Origin of the sequence: Lactobacillus sp. ESL0679 (assembly GCF_029433515.1) — a bacterium.
Taxonomy (GTDB): Bacteria; Bacillota; Bacilli; order Lactobacillales; family Lactobacillaceae; genus Lactobacillus.
Map to the genome: position 1 here is coordinate 118,225 of NZ_JAQTIG010000001.1, position 13,638 is coordinate 131,862.

Annotated in this window: 21 protein-coding genes; 1 reads left to right on the forward strand and 20 read right to left on the reverse strand. The window is 38.0% G+C overall.

The window, feature by feature from the left end; all coding sequences use genetic code 11:
- Positions 1 to 31: 31 nt before the first annotated feature.
- Complete coding sequence (locus tag PT287_RS00660; protein WP_277131819.1) at positions 32 to 430, forward strand: helix-turn-helix transcriptional regulator; 399 nt, start codon at positions 32 to 34, stop codon at positions 428 to 430.
- Between the two features lie 36 nt (positions 431 to 466).
- Here PT287_RS00660 and PT287_RS00665 read toward each other — a convergent pair whose 3' ends face one another.
- The 20 genes from PT287_RS00665 to rplF form a co-directional block, all read right to left on the reverse strand.
- On the reverse strand, positions 467 to 2,437 hold the full coding sequence (locus PT287_RS00665; protein ID WP_277131820.1) for a TetM/TetW/TetO/TetS family tetracycline resistance ribosomal protection protein: 1,971 nt from the start codon (positions 2,435 to 2,437) through the stop codon (positions 467 to 469).
- Positions 2,438 to 2,597: 160 nt separating this feature from the next.
- Entirely contained in the window at positions 2,598 to 2,993 is a 396-nt protein-coding gene (gene rpsI / locus PT287_RS00670; RefSeq protein ID WP_277131822.1) for a 30S ribosomal protein S9, read from the reverse strand.
- A gap of 12 nt (positions 2,994 to 3,005) precedes the next feature.
- Entirely contained in the window at positions 3,006 to 3,449 is a 444-nt protein-coding gene (gene rplM, locus PT287_RS00675) for a 50S ribosomal protein L13 (RefSeq protein WP_277131824.1), read from the reverse strand.
- Positions 3,450 to 3,555: 106 nt separating this feature from the next.
- A complete protein-coding gene (gene truA / locus PT287_RS00680; RefSeq protein WP_277131826.1) occupies positions 3,556 to 4,341 on the reverse strand; it encodes a tRNA pseudouridine(38-40) synthase TruA in 786 nt (261 codons plus the stop codon).
- The gene (locus PT287_RS00685) at positions 4,341 to 5,138 is read right to left on the reverse strand and encodes an energy-coupling factor transporter transmembrane component T (protein ID WP_277131828.1); all 798 of its coding nucleotides are present in this window, start codon (positions 5,136 to 5,138) and stop codon (positions 4,341 to 4,343) included. The genes truA and PT287_RS00685 overlap by 1 nt, the downstream gene beginning before the upstream one ends.
- 4 nt (positions 5,139 to 5,142) lie before the next feature.
- Positions 5,143 to 5,988 (reverse strand): energy-coupling factor transporter ATPase, encoded by an 846-nt coding sequence (locus tag PT287_RS00690; RefSeq protein WP_277131829.1) that lies wholly within the window; start codon positions 5,986 to 5,988, stop codon positions 5,143 to 5,145.
- The gene (locus tag PT287_RS00695) at positions 5,964 to 6,815 is read right to left on the reverse strand and encodes an energy-coupling factor ABC transporter ATP-binding protein (protein WP_277131831.1); all 852 of its coding nucleotides are present in this window, start codon (positions 6,813 to 6,815) and stop codon (positions 5,964 to 5,966) included. The genes PT287_RS00690 and PT287_RS00695 overlap by 25 nt, the downstream gene beginning before the upstream one ends.
- A gap of 179 nt (positions 6,816 to 6,994) precedes the next feature.
- A complete protein-coding gene (gene rplQ / locus PT287_RS00700) occupies positions 6,995 to 7,378 on the reverse strand; it encodes a 50S ribosomal protein L17 (RefSeq protein WP_277131833.1) in 384 nt (127 codons plus the stop codon).
- A 20-nt stretch (positions 7,379 to 7,398) separates the two neighbouring features.
- Positions 7,399 to 8,337, reverse strand: coding sequence for a DNA-directed RNA polymerase subunit alpha (locus PT287_RS00705; RefSeq protein WP_277131835.1), 939 nt, complete (start codon positions 8,335 to 8,337; stop codon positions 7,399 to 7,401).
- 45 nt (positions 8,338 to 8,382) lie between these two features.
- The gene (gene rpsK / locus PT287_RS00710) at positions 8,383 to 8,766 is read right to left on the reverse strand and encodes a 30S ribosomal protein S11 (RefSeq protein WP_277130594.1); all 384 of its coding nucleotides are present in this window, start codon (positions 8,764 to 8,766) and stop codon (positions 8,383 to 8,385) included.
- Positions 8,767 to 8,787: 21 nt separating this feature from the next.
- Entirely contained in the window at positions 8,788 to 9,138 is a 351-nt protein-coding gene (rpsM, locus tag PT287_RS00715; RefSeq protein ID WP_277130593.1) for a 30S ribosomal protein S13, read from the reverse strand.
- 23 nt (positions 9,139 to 9,161) lie between these two features.
- Positions 9,162 to 9,278 carry a 50S ribosomal protein L36 gene (gene rpmJ, locus PT287_RS00720; protein ID WP_003647815.1) on the reverse strand — a complete coding sequence of 39 codons (117 nt, stop codon included), beginning with the start codon at positions 9,276 to 9,278 and terminating at the stop codon, positions 9,162 to 9,164.
- Between the two features lie 14 nt (positions 9,279 to 9,292).
- Positions 9,293 to 9,514, reverse strand: a complete 222-nt coding sequence (gene infA, locus PT287_RS00725; protein WP_034980408.1) for a translation initiation factor IF-1 — start codon at positions 9,512 to 9,514, stop codon at positions 9,293 to 9,295.
- A gap of 71 nt (positions 9,515 to 9,585) precedes the next feature.
- Positions 9,586 to 10,236, reverse strand: a complete 651-nt coding sequence (locus PT287_RS00730) for an adenylate kinase (protein WP_277131836.1) — start codon at positions 10,234 to 10,236, stop codon at positions 9,586 to 9,588.
- An 11-nt stretch (positions 10,237 to 10,247) separates the two neighbouring features.
- Positions 10,248 to 11,543 carry a preprotein translocase subunit SecY gene (secY, locus tag PT287_RS00735; RefSeq protein WP_277131838.1) on the reverse strand — a complete coding sequence of 432 codons (1,296 nt, stop codon included), beginning with the start codon at positions 11,541 to 11,543 and terminating at the stop codon, positions 10,248 to 10,250.
- Complete coding sequence (rplO, locus tag PT287_RS00740) at positions 11,543 to 11,983, reverse strand: 50S ribosomal protein L15 (RefSeq protein ID WP_277131840.1); 441 nt, start codon at positions 11,981 to 11,983, stop codon at positions 11,543 to 11,545. Before rplO ends, secY begins: the two co-directional genes overlap by 1 nt.
- Positions 11,984 to 12,005: 22 nt before the next feature.
- The gene (gene rpmD, locus PT287_RS00745) at positions 12,006 to 12,191 is read right to left on the reverse strand and encodes a 50S ribosomal protein L30 (protein WP_277130589.1); all 186 of its coding nucleotides are present in this window, start codon (positions 12,189 to 12,191) and stop codon (positions 12,006 to 12,008) included.
- 11 nt (positions 12,192 to 12,202) lie between these two features.
- Entirely contained in the window at positions 12,203 to 12,709 is a 507-nt protein-coding gene (rpsE, locus tag PT287_RS00750) for a 30S ribosomal protein S5 (RefSeq protein ID WP_277130588.1), read from the reverse strand.
- A 16-nt stretch (positions 12,710 to 12,725) separates the two neighbouring features.
- On the reverse strand, positions 12,726 to 13,082 hold the full coding sequence (gene rplR / locus PT287_RS00755) for a 50S ribosomal protein L18 (RefSeq protein WP_277130587.1): 357 nt from the start codon (positions 13,080 to 13,082) through the stop codon (positions 12,726 to 12,728).
- Positions 13,083 to 13,105: 23 nt separating this feature from the next.
- Positions 13,106 to 13,636 carry a 50S ribosomal protein L6 gene (gene rplF / locus PT287_RS00760; protein ID WP_277131842.1) on the reverse strand — a complete coding sequence of 177 codons (531 nt, stop codon included), beginning with the start codon at positions 13,634 to 13,636 and terminating at the stop codon, positions 13,106 to 13,108.
- Positions 13,637 to 13,638 lie beyond the last annotated feature (2 nt).

Here is a 13,638-nt window from a genome sequence, read left to right on the forward strand (position 1 = left end):
TAATCAATATTAAAATAACAGGAGGAAAGTTATGAGCATTTTAAGTGAGCGACTGAGAGAGCAAAGAATTGCTAATCACTGGTCACAAGAAAAATTAGCAACCAAAATGGAGGTTTCCAGACAATCTGTTTCCAAATGGGAGACTGGAGATGCAGTCCCTGATCTAGACAAATTAAAGCAGTTGAGCCAGTTGTATGCTGTATCAATTGATTATTTAGTTGGTAGTGAAAACCAAACGAATAATCAAGCTAAGCCTAAATACATAAATCTCAGGGAACTACAAAAAATTTATTTTATGGTAGCAACTGTAATTTATTGTGGTGCCTCTCTATATGATAGTGACTTATGGGGCAGCCTTTGGGTTATTTATCTTGTCAGTGGCCTTGCTTTTGAAATTCATAAATTTTGTTTAATTAAATATCTTAACTAAAAAGAACCTATTGATTTGATAATCAATAGGTTCTTTTTAAGCATGATAGCCACCAAATTTATACTTATTTTGATATGGCACATGGGCCCATTTAGGAACCTGGTCCCATGGCACTCTCGTAGCAATTTCATTTGGAACAAAAACGGAATCCGGAGTATTAGCTAAATCATGAGTTGGGGAATAATCATACTCTTCAATAATCTCGGCTGCATTTTGACAGGGATGATAGCAGCCGAATGTGCATTCCAAGCTGCCCTGACCATGAGTATAATTTCGTACTACTTTAGCATAATTTTGCATTTGCTTAACTGGCGCCGACCCAGTTAAAATCTCAACGTCACTATTAGTACCTAGTTCTGGCTCATTAAAGGTGCCCTTCATTTGCTGAATATCACTAATTGCCCGACCAATTTGCGCTGAAGCAATCTCTAAGCGAAAATTATACCACGGCTCAAGTAATTGACACTTTCCCTTGGCTTTAAGCAGCATCAAGCCTTGACGTACAGCTCGCCACGTAGCCTTACGAAAGTCTCCGCCTTGCGTGTGCTTATAATTATAATGCCCACTAACAAAACGGATTCTCATATCAGTAATAGGGGCACCAATTAAGACACCCAAATGCTCTTTATTTCGCAAGTCAAACATCACCTGCTTTTGCCAATTTGGAGCCAAAACTTCATTAGGACAATCATTGATAATGGTTAGGCCACTACCAGGCTTGGCTGGTTCAAGCACCACGTGAGTTTCTGCATAATGGCGCAGCGGTTCAAAATGCCCTGCGCCTTCAACCGAATCTGTGACAGTCTCCTTATATAAAATCTTTCCTGTACCAAATTCAATTTTAAGATTATATCTTTCCTGCAACAATTGTTGCAAAACTTCCAGTTGAACTTCACCCATAATGCGCACACTAATATTTTGACCTTGCTCATTCCAAACAACGTGAAGCTGCGGATCTTCATCTTCCAGCTCCTTTAGAGCCGTTAAGCAAATATGCGGATCATTATCCTTAATATCAGCAACGTAGGTCAACACTGGCTGAACTTGTGAATCTTGACCGTTTTCTTCAACTCCCAACCCTTGTCCTTGATAAGTCTCACTTAAATTGGGAATAGTGCAAATTTGTCCTGCCGTAACTTCTTGCTTAGTAGTAAATTTGTCACCCTGATATATTCTTAATTGGTTAATTTTTTGATCAGTTAACAAAATTTGCTTTGGCTGTAGACTGCCGCTCATTACCCGCAGCCATGTTAAACGTTCACCTTTGGCATCATGGGAAATTTTGAATACTCGTGCACCAAAGTCTGAAGCACTCGACTCGTACTCCTTACTCCAAAAAGCAATTCCTGAAAGTAATTCTTTGATTCCCTGCAATTTTAATGCAGAACCAAAATAGCAAGGAAAAACTTGTCTTTTTTTAATCATCTGCCGAATAGTTACATCGCTAATAGTGCCTGCAGACAAATAATCAGTTAAAACATCATCATCTTGAACAGCAATTTGCTCCTGAGTCCCAGCAGGTAGCTGCTCGTTTTCTAATTCAAAATCAACGCAGCCGGCTGCCAATTCTTTTTGCAGTTGAGCAACTATTGCTGCGGCTTGTGACTGGCTAGCATCCATTTTATTAATAAAAATAAAGGTTGGCACTTGGTACTGCTGGAGCAATTGCCACAATTTTCTTGTTTGGCTTTGTACACCAGCAGTCGCGGAAATCACCAAAATCGCATAATCTAATACGCTTAGTACACCCTCTGTTTGTGCTAAAAAGTCAACGTGCCCCGGTGTATCAAGTAATGTTATCCTTAAATCTTGATATTCTAAGTTTGCCTGATGCGAAAAAATGGTAATGCCGCGCTTTTTTTCTAACTGATCAGAATCTAAAAAGACATTACCATTATCAACACGCCCCAATTTTCTAATTGTTCCCGTTTGATAAAGCAGTGCTTCAGATAAAGTTGTCTTACCCGCATCAACATTTGCCAATATACCTGCAACTATCTGTTTCATAATACTTCCTTTTTATAGCATCTTTACTTGCTTTTCCCTGTATAAACAAAAACCAAGTTAATTTTACTCTAACTTTTGTAAAGGTAACAGTGTGTTTTTAAGATAAACAAAAAAAGATACCTCGATTGAGATATCTTTTTTAATAAACGTAAATCCAAAATTAACGCTTTGAGAATTGTGAAGCTTTGCGGGCTTTCTTCAAACCTGGCTTCTTTCTTTCAACCATTCTAGGGTCACGAGTTAAGAAACCAGCCTTCTTCAAAGGACCACGGAAATCTGGGTCAACTTCAAGAAGAGCACGTGCAACACCAAGACGGATTGCACCAGCTTGACCTGAGAAGCCACCACCATTAACGTTAACCTTAACGTCGTATTGACCATCAGTTTCAGTCAAAGTCAATGGTTGCTTCAAATCCTTAACTAAGTTAGGGAATGGAATATATTGATCAACATCTTTGTTGTTAACAGTAATCTTACCAGTGCCTGGTACTAAACGTACACGCGCAACTGCGTCCTTACGACGACCAGTACCTGCATATGCAACTTGTTGTGCCATTTATTTAACCTCCTAGATTAATTTATTAATGTCTAATTCTTCAGGTTTTTGTGCTTCATGCTTGTGATCAGCATCAGCATAAACATGCATCTTCATGAATTCTTGGTGACCAAGAGTGTTCTTTGGAAGCATACCCTTAACTGACAATTCAACTAATCTAACTGGGTTATTGGCAAGCAAATCACCAGCTGGAACAGCCTTGATTCCGCCACGCCAACCAGAGTGGTGGTAATAAATCTTGTCAGTAGCCTTTTTACCAGTTAACTTAAGTTTAGCAGCGTTAATAATAATAACGTTGTCACCAGTGTCAACATTTGGTGTGTATTGAGGCTTATTCTTACCTCTTAAAATAGTGGCTACTGCAGTAGACAGACGACCTAAAGATACATCTGTTGCGTCAATAACATACCACTTACGTTCAATTTCATTAGGTTTTGCTAATTGTGTAGTACGCAATGTAAATTCCTCCGTTTATACGTTGTTTGAAAACAATAAGTTGCCGGGGCCTATCATGGACAAACATACTGTTCTAGAATACGTCCTTTTTATTAAATTGTCAATATTAATCAACGTCTTGCCGATATTTTTTTGGTAAATCCTCATAAAAGACATGATAAAGAAACAATCCACTCGCCTGCGCCGTTTCTCTCACCTGTTCACGATCTTTTGCTTTTATTACCCGGGGAATATCATCGAGCGGTCGTTTACCATTACCGATTTCTAGCAGAGTAGCAACTAAAATTCGCACCATATTATATAAAAAACCCGAGCAAATAAAGTCAAAAACAATTTCGTTTGCTTCTTTATCCTGAACGATATTAACATAATACATCGTTCTTACTTTGTTTTTAATTTGACCGCCGCTAGCAGCAAAACTTGTAAAATCATGGGTACCAATCAGGTCACGAGCAGCCAGCTGCATTTTTTTAATATCAACCGGATAGGGATAGTGTCCAGTGTAAAAACGCTTGAATGGATCAACAAAACGATCAAGGCTTGCCCGATACCGATACCATTTTCCTTTAGCGCTATACCGGACATGAAAGTGTTCATCAACGATTTCACACTCTTTAAAGACGATATCTAAAGGCATGATTGAATTAAGCGCACAAATCATTCTTTCTGGGGGAATAGTATTTCCCAGGTAATCAAAGTGGATCACCTGACCTACGGCATGCACCCCAGCGTCGGTTCTCCCTGATCCTTCAACGATTATTTTTTTACCCTTAGTCATTTTAGTCAGTGCAGCTTCAATCGTTCCCTGAACAGTCCGTTGATGCGGCTGCGATTGAAAGCCATGAAATAAGTGGCCATCATACGCAAGTGTCATTTTATATCTTGTAATCATTAATGTGTCCTAAAAATCACTAACAGCGCAATTAAAATTGCAAAGTAACCTAAATCTAACAAATCAAACTTTGACCACTGCAATACGCGATAGCGTGTTCTCCCATTGTCATCACGATAACCGCGGGATTCCATCGCCGTTGACAAATCAACTGCAGTTTCTAAAGAATTGATAAATAAAGGAACTAGGAGTGGTGTAATTGCTTTAGCTCGCGTAATCAACCCACCATTATTAAAGTCAGCGCCACGTGACCGCTGCGCATTCATAATTTTAACAGTTTCATCAAATAAAGTTGGTACAAAGCGCAATGCAATCGACATAACCAATGCAATTTTATCAACCGGAACCTTAATTAACTTAAGTGGCGTTAACAGCCATTCCATTGCATCCGCAATTTCAAGCGGCATTGTCGTTACCGTCATAACTGTTGAAATTAAAATAATAACTGTAAAACGAATGAAAATGTAAATTGCGTTTTCAATACCATAGCTAGTTACCGCAAAGATTGCCCACTGCCAATAGACTTTACCACCAACAGTAAAAAACAGTTGCAACAGTGACGTAAAAAAGATTAGCCAAACTAATGGCCTAACGCCATCCCAAAATACTTTTGCTCTTAATCCAGTTGCTGCTACCGCAATGAAACTAAACACGGTGACAATCGCATAAGTTAGCGGATTATTAGCTAAGAAAATAATTAAAATAAAAAAGATGGTTGCAAGTAATTTTCCCCGCGGATCCATCTTATAGACAAGTGAATTTCCCGGTACATATCGGCCAATTAAAATTTTACTCACAGACTCACTCCTTTAAATTTTTTTCAATTACTTGAACTAGCGTTTCGGCTGTTAATGGTGGAGTTGAAAACTCAAAACCCGTTAATTTAGAAGCAAATAACGATGCCTGCGGTTCATCCAGATAATGCTGTTGCAGCCAAGAACGATCATTAAAAATCACTTGCGGCTTATCATGCTTAATCATTTGCCCATGTTCCATTACTAAAACATCATCAGCATAATTTGCCACATCATCCATATTATGGGTTACCAAAATAACCGTATGACCTGCTTTTTGATATTCCAAAAATAAATTCATCATTTGCTTACGTGCATGTGGATCAAGTCCCGCAGCAGGCTCATCAAGACACAAAATTTCCGGCTCATAAGCTAAGACACCTGCAATAGCCACTCTGCGCATTTGTCCACCAGAAAGCTCAAACGGTGACTTATCTGCAATATCTTCTGGTAAGCCGACCTTTTTTAGCCAATTATGAGCAACTTTTTTTGCCTCTTCTTCACTATAGCCAAAATTTTTCGGACCAAAAGCAATATCATTTAGTACTGTACTTTCAAACAGCTGTGCTTCAGGAAACTGGAAAACTAAACTGACATGCCGCCTTAACTGCTTTAAATTTTTATTTGAAGTTTCTGGCGTAATCGTTGTGCCAGCAATTTCAATTTGACCACTAGTTGGTTTTAAAAGCGCATTGAAATGCTGCATTAAAGTCGATTTACCACTACCAGTATGACCAATAATTGCCGTAAAACTACCATCTTGAATTTCAAAGTTCACATTATCCAGACCCTTTTTTTCAAGTGGTGAATCTGGCGCGTAAATATAACTTACTTGTTTGAATTTAATTGACATAAAAAATTAATCAACTCTTTTTCTGAATTTACAGTTTTAGGAATATTAATATTCCGTTCTAGCAGCATATCTTTAACTTGCTCAAAGAATGGTACGTCTAGCCCCAATTTTTTAAGAAGTGTGGTTTGACTAAAAATTTCACTGCTAGAACCCTGGTCAATTAATTTTCCATCATTCATGACAATTACCTGATCTGCTAAACTTGCCTCATCAATATCATGCGTAATTGAAATAACGGTTAAGCCATATTCCTTTTTCATTTGATGGACAATTTGCAAAATTTTATTACGACCTTCAGGATCAAGCATTGAAGTTGCTTCATCCAAAATAATAATTTTCGGTTTGATTGCAATAATGCCAGCAATTGCTACACGCTGCTTTTGACCGCCTGAGAGACTAGATGGTTCAGAATTAGTATAATCAGCCATACCCACTGCATTAATTGCCTCAGGCACAATTTTAAGCATTTCTTCGCGGGGTACACCACGATTTTCAAGTCCAAAAGCTACATCGTCTGCAACGGTTGCACCTACAAATTGATTATCAGGATTTTGAAAAACAATACCAACTTTATTTCGAATATCCCATACACTATCGTTATTAAGCTCGAAACCATCAACTTCAATACTAGCTTCTTCAGGATTATCAGGAACAAGCAAACCATTAATTAAACGAATAATTGTTGATTTGCCACTACCATTATGACCAATAATGGCTGTCCATGTTCCTCTTTTAATATTAAAACTAATATTATCAATAGCTGGCTGTTTTGTATCTGGATATGTGAAAGTTACATTTTTGATTTTTATAATATTCTCTGTTGCCATTTTTTCTCCATCCTAAAAAGCCTAACATGATTATACCAAAAAAAAAGGCAAAAAAAATCACCCATGAAGAGGGATAATTTATATTATCTAAGCTAGACTAAACTTTCGTCATCATCTTGGCGCTTATTCTCACTTTCATGGATAATTCTTAATAGCTATTAAGTTTTGACTATCTCAAATTAAACTAATTCAAGGATAACCATTGGAGCACCATCACCCTTACGAGCTTTGGCTAACTTCATAATTCTGGTGTAACCACCATTACGATCTTTGTAACGAGGTGCAATATCACTGAAAAGTTTTTGCAATGCTGATTTAACAACAACTGCATCGCCTTCTTCATGGATATCTGCAACTTCATCACGTACAAAAGCAGCAGCCTTTCTTCTAGCGGCTAAATCGCCACGCTTACCTAAAGTAATCATCTTTTCGGCAGTTTTGCGAATTTCTTTTGCACGGGTTTCAGTAGTAACAATGCGTTCTTTCATGAACAATTGAGTTGTCATTTCGCGCAACATTGCTTTTCTATGTGCACTATCCCAACCTAATTTACGGTATGGCATCAGTTTACCTCCTTTATTTATTAATCTTCTTGACGAAGTGAAAGTCCCAAGTCAGCTAATTTGTTTTTAACTTCTTCCAATGATTTCCGTCCCAAATTACGTACGCGCATCATATCTGCTTCAGTCTTATCTGTTAACTCTTGCAGAGTATTGATGCCAGCACGCTTCAGACAATTGTATGAACGTACAGAAAGGTCAAGCTCTTCGATTGTCATCTCAAGTTTCTTTTCTGCAGTATCATCTTCTTTTTCGATCATAACATCGTCAAATTTGGTATTTGCATCAGCAGTTTCAAACACTTTAAAGTGCGCTACTAAAATCTTAGCAGCAAAACTAAGGGCGTCATTAGGCTTGATTGAACCATCAGTCCAAATCTCTAAAGTGAGCTTGTCAAAATCATCTCTTTTACCAACACGAGTTGATTCAACCTGGTAATTAACTTTTTTAATTGGTGAAAAAAGAGAATCGACAGGAATAACACCAATTGGCATATCTTCACTCTTGTTGTCACTTGCTGCAACATAACCGCGACCGTTCTTAACAGCAATTTGCATGTGCAAGTGGCCACCGTCAGCAATGGTACAAATATATTGATCAGGATTTAGAATTTGAACATCAGCATCAACTTTGAGATCATCAGCAGTTACAGTAGCTGGACCTTCAACATCCAATTCAATTAATTTTTGTTCATCAGAAAATGATTTTAACTCAAGCTTTTTTAAGTTAAGAATCATTTTTACTACATCTTCTCTAACACCAGGAACTGTTGAGAATTCATGTAAGACACCATCAATTTGAACATAAACAAGTCCTGTACCTGGAATAGATGTTAGTAAAACTCTACGTAATGAATTACCTAAAGTAGTACCAAAGCCTCGTTCAAGTGGTTCAATAACAAATTTACCGTAAGACTTCTCTTGGTCAACAACGGTAATATTTGGTTTTTCAAATTCAATCATTACTAGGCCCCTTTCAAAACGCAACGTCCTTCATTAAGAAAAAAATTATACACGACGACGTTTTGGTGGTCTAGAACCATTGTGGGGAACTGGAGTAACATCACGAATTGCAGTAATTTCAAGACCAGTAGCTTGTAATGATCTAATTGCTGATTCACGACCAGAACCAGGACCTTTGACAGAAACTTCTACATGTTTCATACCTTGATCCATTGCACTCTTAGCTGCTGCTTCAGCTGCCATTTGAGCTGCAAACGGAGTAGACTTACGGCTACCCTTAAAGCCCAATGCACCGGCTGAAGACCAAGCAACTGCATTACCTTGAACGTCAGTAATCATGACTAAAGTATTATTAAACGTAGAATGAATATGAGCAACGCCTTTTTCAACGTGCTTCTTCACACGACGCTTACGTGCTGTTTTAGGCATCAATAAACCTCCTTATAAATTTTATTTATTCTTCTTACTACCCTTACGAGTGCGGGCATTATTCTTGGTATTTTGACCACGAACTGGAAGTCCACGGCGGTGACGCATACCACGGTAAGAACCGATATCAATTAACCGTTTGATATTCATGCTAACTTGTCTACGCAAGTCACCTTCAACACGGTATTTATCAACTTCTGCGCGAAGCTTTTCTTGATCGTCTGGAGTCAAATCTTTTGAACGTATGTCTTCAGAAACGCCAGCATCCGCACAAATTTTTTGAGCTGTAGGCTCACCAATACCATAAATATATGTTAAAGCAACAACTATTCTTTTATCTCTTGGTAAGTCAACACCAGCAATACGTGCCATAAATTGCACCTCCTATTTTATTTTTAACCTTGACGTTGCTTGTGCTTAGGATTTGCAGAACAAATAACCATCACACGGCCATGTCTTTTAATAATCTTACAATGTTCACACATTGGTTTAACAGATGGTCTAACCTTCATGTTTACCCCCGTTATTACTTTATAAACCGATACGTAATTCTACCTTTTGTTAAATCGTAAGGAGAAAGTTCCACAGTAACACGGTCGCCAGGCAAAATACGAATGTAGTGCATTCTAATTTTACCGGAAACATGTGCTAAAATCACAGCTCCATTTTCCAATTCAACTTTAAACATAGCATTAGGCAAAGTATCTACAACTTTACCTTTTACTTCAATGACATCATCTTTTGCCAAAGTCGTTCCTCCGCAATTAAACAGTCATACTTTGAAATTATAACACGGAACAGCAAATAAACAAGTTATTGCTATTTACTCAGTACCGCATCAACACTTTCAAAAACTTTCTCAGGAGTTTGTTCACCATCAATAACAGTCAACAAACCTTTATTTTGGTAAAAGTCTTTCAAAGGTGCATTCATCTTTTCGTTAACTTCTAAACGATTCTTGACCACTTCAGGCTTGTCATCTTCACGTTGATAAAAGTCATGGCCACCACAACGATCACAAATACCTTTTTCTTTAGGCATCTTAGTAATCTTATTGTAAGTAGCACCACAACTTTTACACATAAAGCGGGCTGACAAGCGATCGATTAAAGTTTGTTCTTTAACTTCAAGCGAAATTACACTAGTCAAAGATTTATTAAGACGTTTAGTAATACCTTCCAACAATTCTGCTTGAACAGTTGTCCTTGGAAAGCCGTCTAAAATATAGCCTTCTTTAATATCAGGCTGAGCTAAACGCTCTTCAACCAATTTAGCAGTAACTTCATCGGGTACCAAATCGCCCTTGTCGATATAACTTTTGGCTTCAAGACCAACTTTGGTTTCATTAGCCATTGCTTCCCTAAACATATCCCCAGTTGAAATATGAGTTAGGTGATATTTATCAACAATTTGCTCAGACACTGTACCTTTGCCAGCACCAGGCAAACCTAAAAGAATTAAGTTAATCATTTATCTATTTCCTATCTGATGAATCCTACATATTCACGCTTCATTAACAAACCGTTAATCTGACGTGACAATTCAAGGACAACCCCAATAACAATTAAAAGACTTGTTCCGCCTAATCCAATTGAACTTGGTAAATCCCAAAAATTAGTAGCAAGTTGTGGCAGCAAAGCAACCAAACCTAAGAAAACAGATCCAACAGTTGATAATCTAATTAACAACTTCGAAACGTAATCTTGTGTATCCTTTCCAGGCCACACACTAGGAATATAAGCACCTTGCTTTTGCAAATTCTTCGAAAGCTTCTCAGGATTAACCTGAACAAAAGCATAGAAGAAAGTAAACAAAATAATCAAAAGTGTATAAATTATAACTCCTGGTGTAGTTTGCATACTAAACACGCTGGTCATTATCTTGTACCATTGTTGATCGCCTTGGGACTTTTGAAAGACCATTAAAATTGTTGCTGGTGTGATAATAAACGAACTTGCGAAAATTACCGGAATAACACCTGAAACATTAACTTTTAATGGCAAAAAGCTTTCTGAGCCACTTACAGTTGCTCTCTTTGTATATTGAATTGGAATCCGACGATCCGCCTGTTCAACCCACGTAACTAATTGTGTTACGACGAGAATTGCAATGATAATCGCGATGAAGAACACAATCCCTTGAATTCGATCACTCGCATTATTATTAATAATATCTTCCTTAAAAATCTGATATAGACCTCGTGGAAGACGAGCAATAATACCAGCAAAGATAATTACAGAAACACCATTACCAAGTCCTTTATCAGTGATTTCATCACCAAGCCAAGTCAGTAACATTGTTCCAGCCGTCATAATAACAGCAATTTCAACATAGGTCTGCCACGATTGTGACTTTACAAGTCCCATTTGTGTTAAAGCGTTAAACCCAAGTGTAATACCGATACTTTGAACAAAAGCAACTACTAATGACAACCATCTAGTAACTTGATTAGTTTTACGCCGGCCTACTTCACCTTGTTTTCCCCACTCTACTAATGTAGGAACAATATCCATCTGTAACAACTGAATAACAATTTGTGCAGTAATATAAGGAGAAACACCCAGTGAAAAAATCGAATAATTATCTAACCCACCACCAGAAACAGTATCTAGCATGGGAACTAAACCAGTTTGTGCTACTTGAGTGATCGCTTTTGCATTTACACCTGGAACTGTAATGTTAGCTCCTATGCGATACAACAAGAGAATAAAGAGCGTAAAATAAATTTTATTTCGAATTTCTTTATCCTTAAAAGCGTTCTTCAAGGTCGAAAACATTAGATCACCTCAACAGATCCGCCAGCAGCCTCAACTGCTTTCTTAGCAGCGGCAGAAACTTTGTTAACCTTTACGTTTAATTTAACTTTTAATTCGCCTTTAGCAAGTAATTTAACGCCTGATAATTCTTTCTTTACCAAACCGTTTTCTTTCAAACTAGCGACAGTTACTTCACTATTATCCTTGAATTTGTTCAAGTCGTCTAAATTAACAATTGCATATTCTTTACGGTTAACATTCTTAAATCCACGCTTAGGCATAGTTCTAAATAATGGCATCTGTCCACCTTCAAAACCTAAACGAGTATGGCCGCCTTGACGGGATAATTGACCCTTTTGTCCACGACCAGAAGTCTTACCGAAACCACTTGAAGTACCGCGTCCAACACGTTTTCTAGTTGAGCGCGAACCATCAGAGGCATGTAATTCATTAAGCTTCATTAATTTGGCACCTCCTCAATAATTATTTATTAACTTCTTCAACAGAAATTAAGTGGGCAATTTTCATTAATGCACCACGAGTAGCAGCGTTGTCTGGTAGAACAACAGTACTGCTGATTCTACCTAAGCCAAGAGCCTTAACAACTTTCTTTTGGTTAGGTAGACGGTGCGCAACACTTCTAATTAAAGTAACTTTTAATTCAGTCATTTATAGTCTCCCTAATCTAAATCTGCGTGGCGAAGCTTTTCAACTTCTTCACTTGTTCTAAGCTTTTTCAAGCCATCAATCGCTGCGCGAACAACGTTGATTGGTGTGTTTGAACCAAGTGACTTAGAAGTAACATCAGCAATACCAGCCATATCCATAACGATACGAACGGCACCACCGGCAGCAATACCTGAACCAGCTGGAGCAGGCTTGAATAAAATACTACCTGAACCATAGTGACCAATTACTTCGTGAGGAATGGTAGTACCAACCTTAGGAACATTAATCATGTTCTTCTTACCAGCTTCAACGGCCTTACGGATTGCTTCTGGAACTTCTTGAGCTTTACCAGTACCAAAGCCTACACGACCTTTTTTGTCGCCAACAACTACTAGGGCAGCAAATCTCATGCGTTGACCACCCTTGACAACCTTGGTGACACGATTAATTGCTACTAACTGATCTTCAATGTCGTCCTTATTTCTACGATTATTACGAGAATCGTTGCGGTTTGCCATGTATTATTCTCCTTCCCTAGAAATCTAATCCGTTTTCACGAGCGGCATCTGCCAAAGCTGAAATACGGCCGTGGTATAAGTAACCACTTCTATCAAACACAATGTTTGAAATGTTCTTAGCTTTAGCTGCTTCAGCAATAGCTTTACCAACAGCTTGAGCTTGTTCTACCTTAGTTGAACCCTTAACAGATTCATCCAAAGTTGAGGCACTTGCTAGCGTGACACCCTCTACATCATCAATTAATTGAGCGTAGATGTTCTTGTTTGAACGGAAAACACTTAAGCGTGGGCGCTCAGCAGTACCAGAGATCTTGCTACGAATACGTTTATGACGCTTTAAGCGCAATTTATTTTTGTCTGGTTTTGAAATCACAATTTCACCTCAAAATTTATTTATTACTTACCTGTCTTACCTTCCTTACGACGTACATATTCGTCAACATAACGAATACCTTTACCCTTGTAAGGTTCTGGTGGACGTACATCGCGAATTTCAGCAGCAAATTGTCCAACATTTTGCTTAGAAATTCCTTCTACTTCAATATCAGTGTTTGAAGTAGCGTTTACGGAAACACCTTCAGGTGCAGTCATTACAACTGGGTGAGAGTAGCCAACATTCAAAGTTAACTTGTTGCCTTGTGTAGTAGCACGATAACCAACACCGATTAACTTCAAAGCCTTCTTGTAGCCGTTAACTACACCTTCAACCATTGATGCTAAATTAGCTCTTTCAGTACCATGAAGTGCCTTATCATTTTCACTTGAACGTGAGAAATTGATTTTGCCATCTTCTTGCTTAAAAGTAATTTTAGGATCGAAGTATCTAGTTAATTCACCCTTTGGGCCCTTAACAGTAATATTGTCACCTTCCTTGGTAACAGTGACACTGTCTGGGACTTCAATTGTTTTTAAACCTATACGGCTCATTG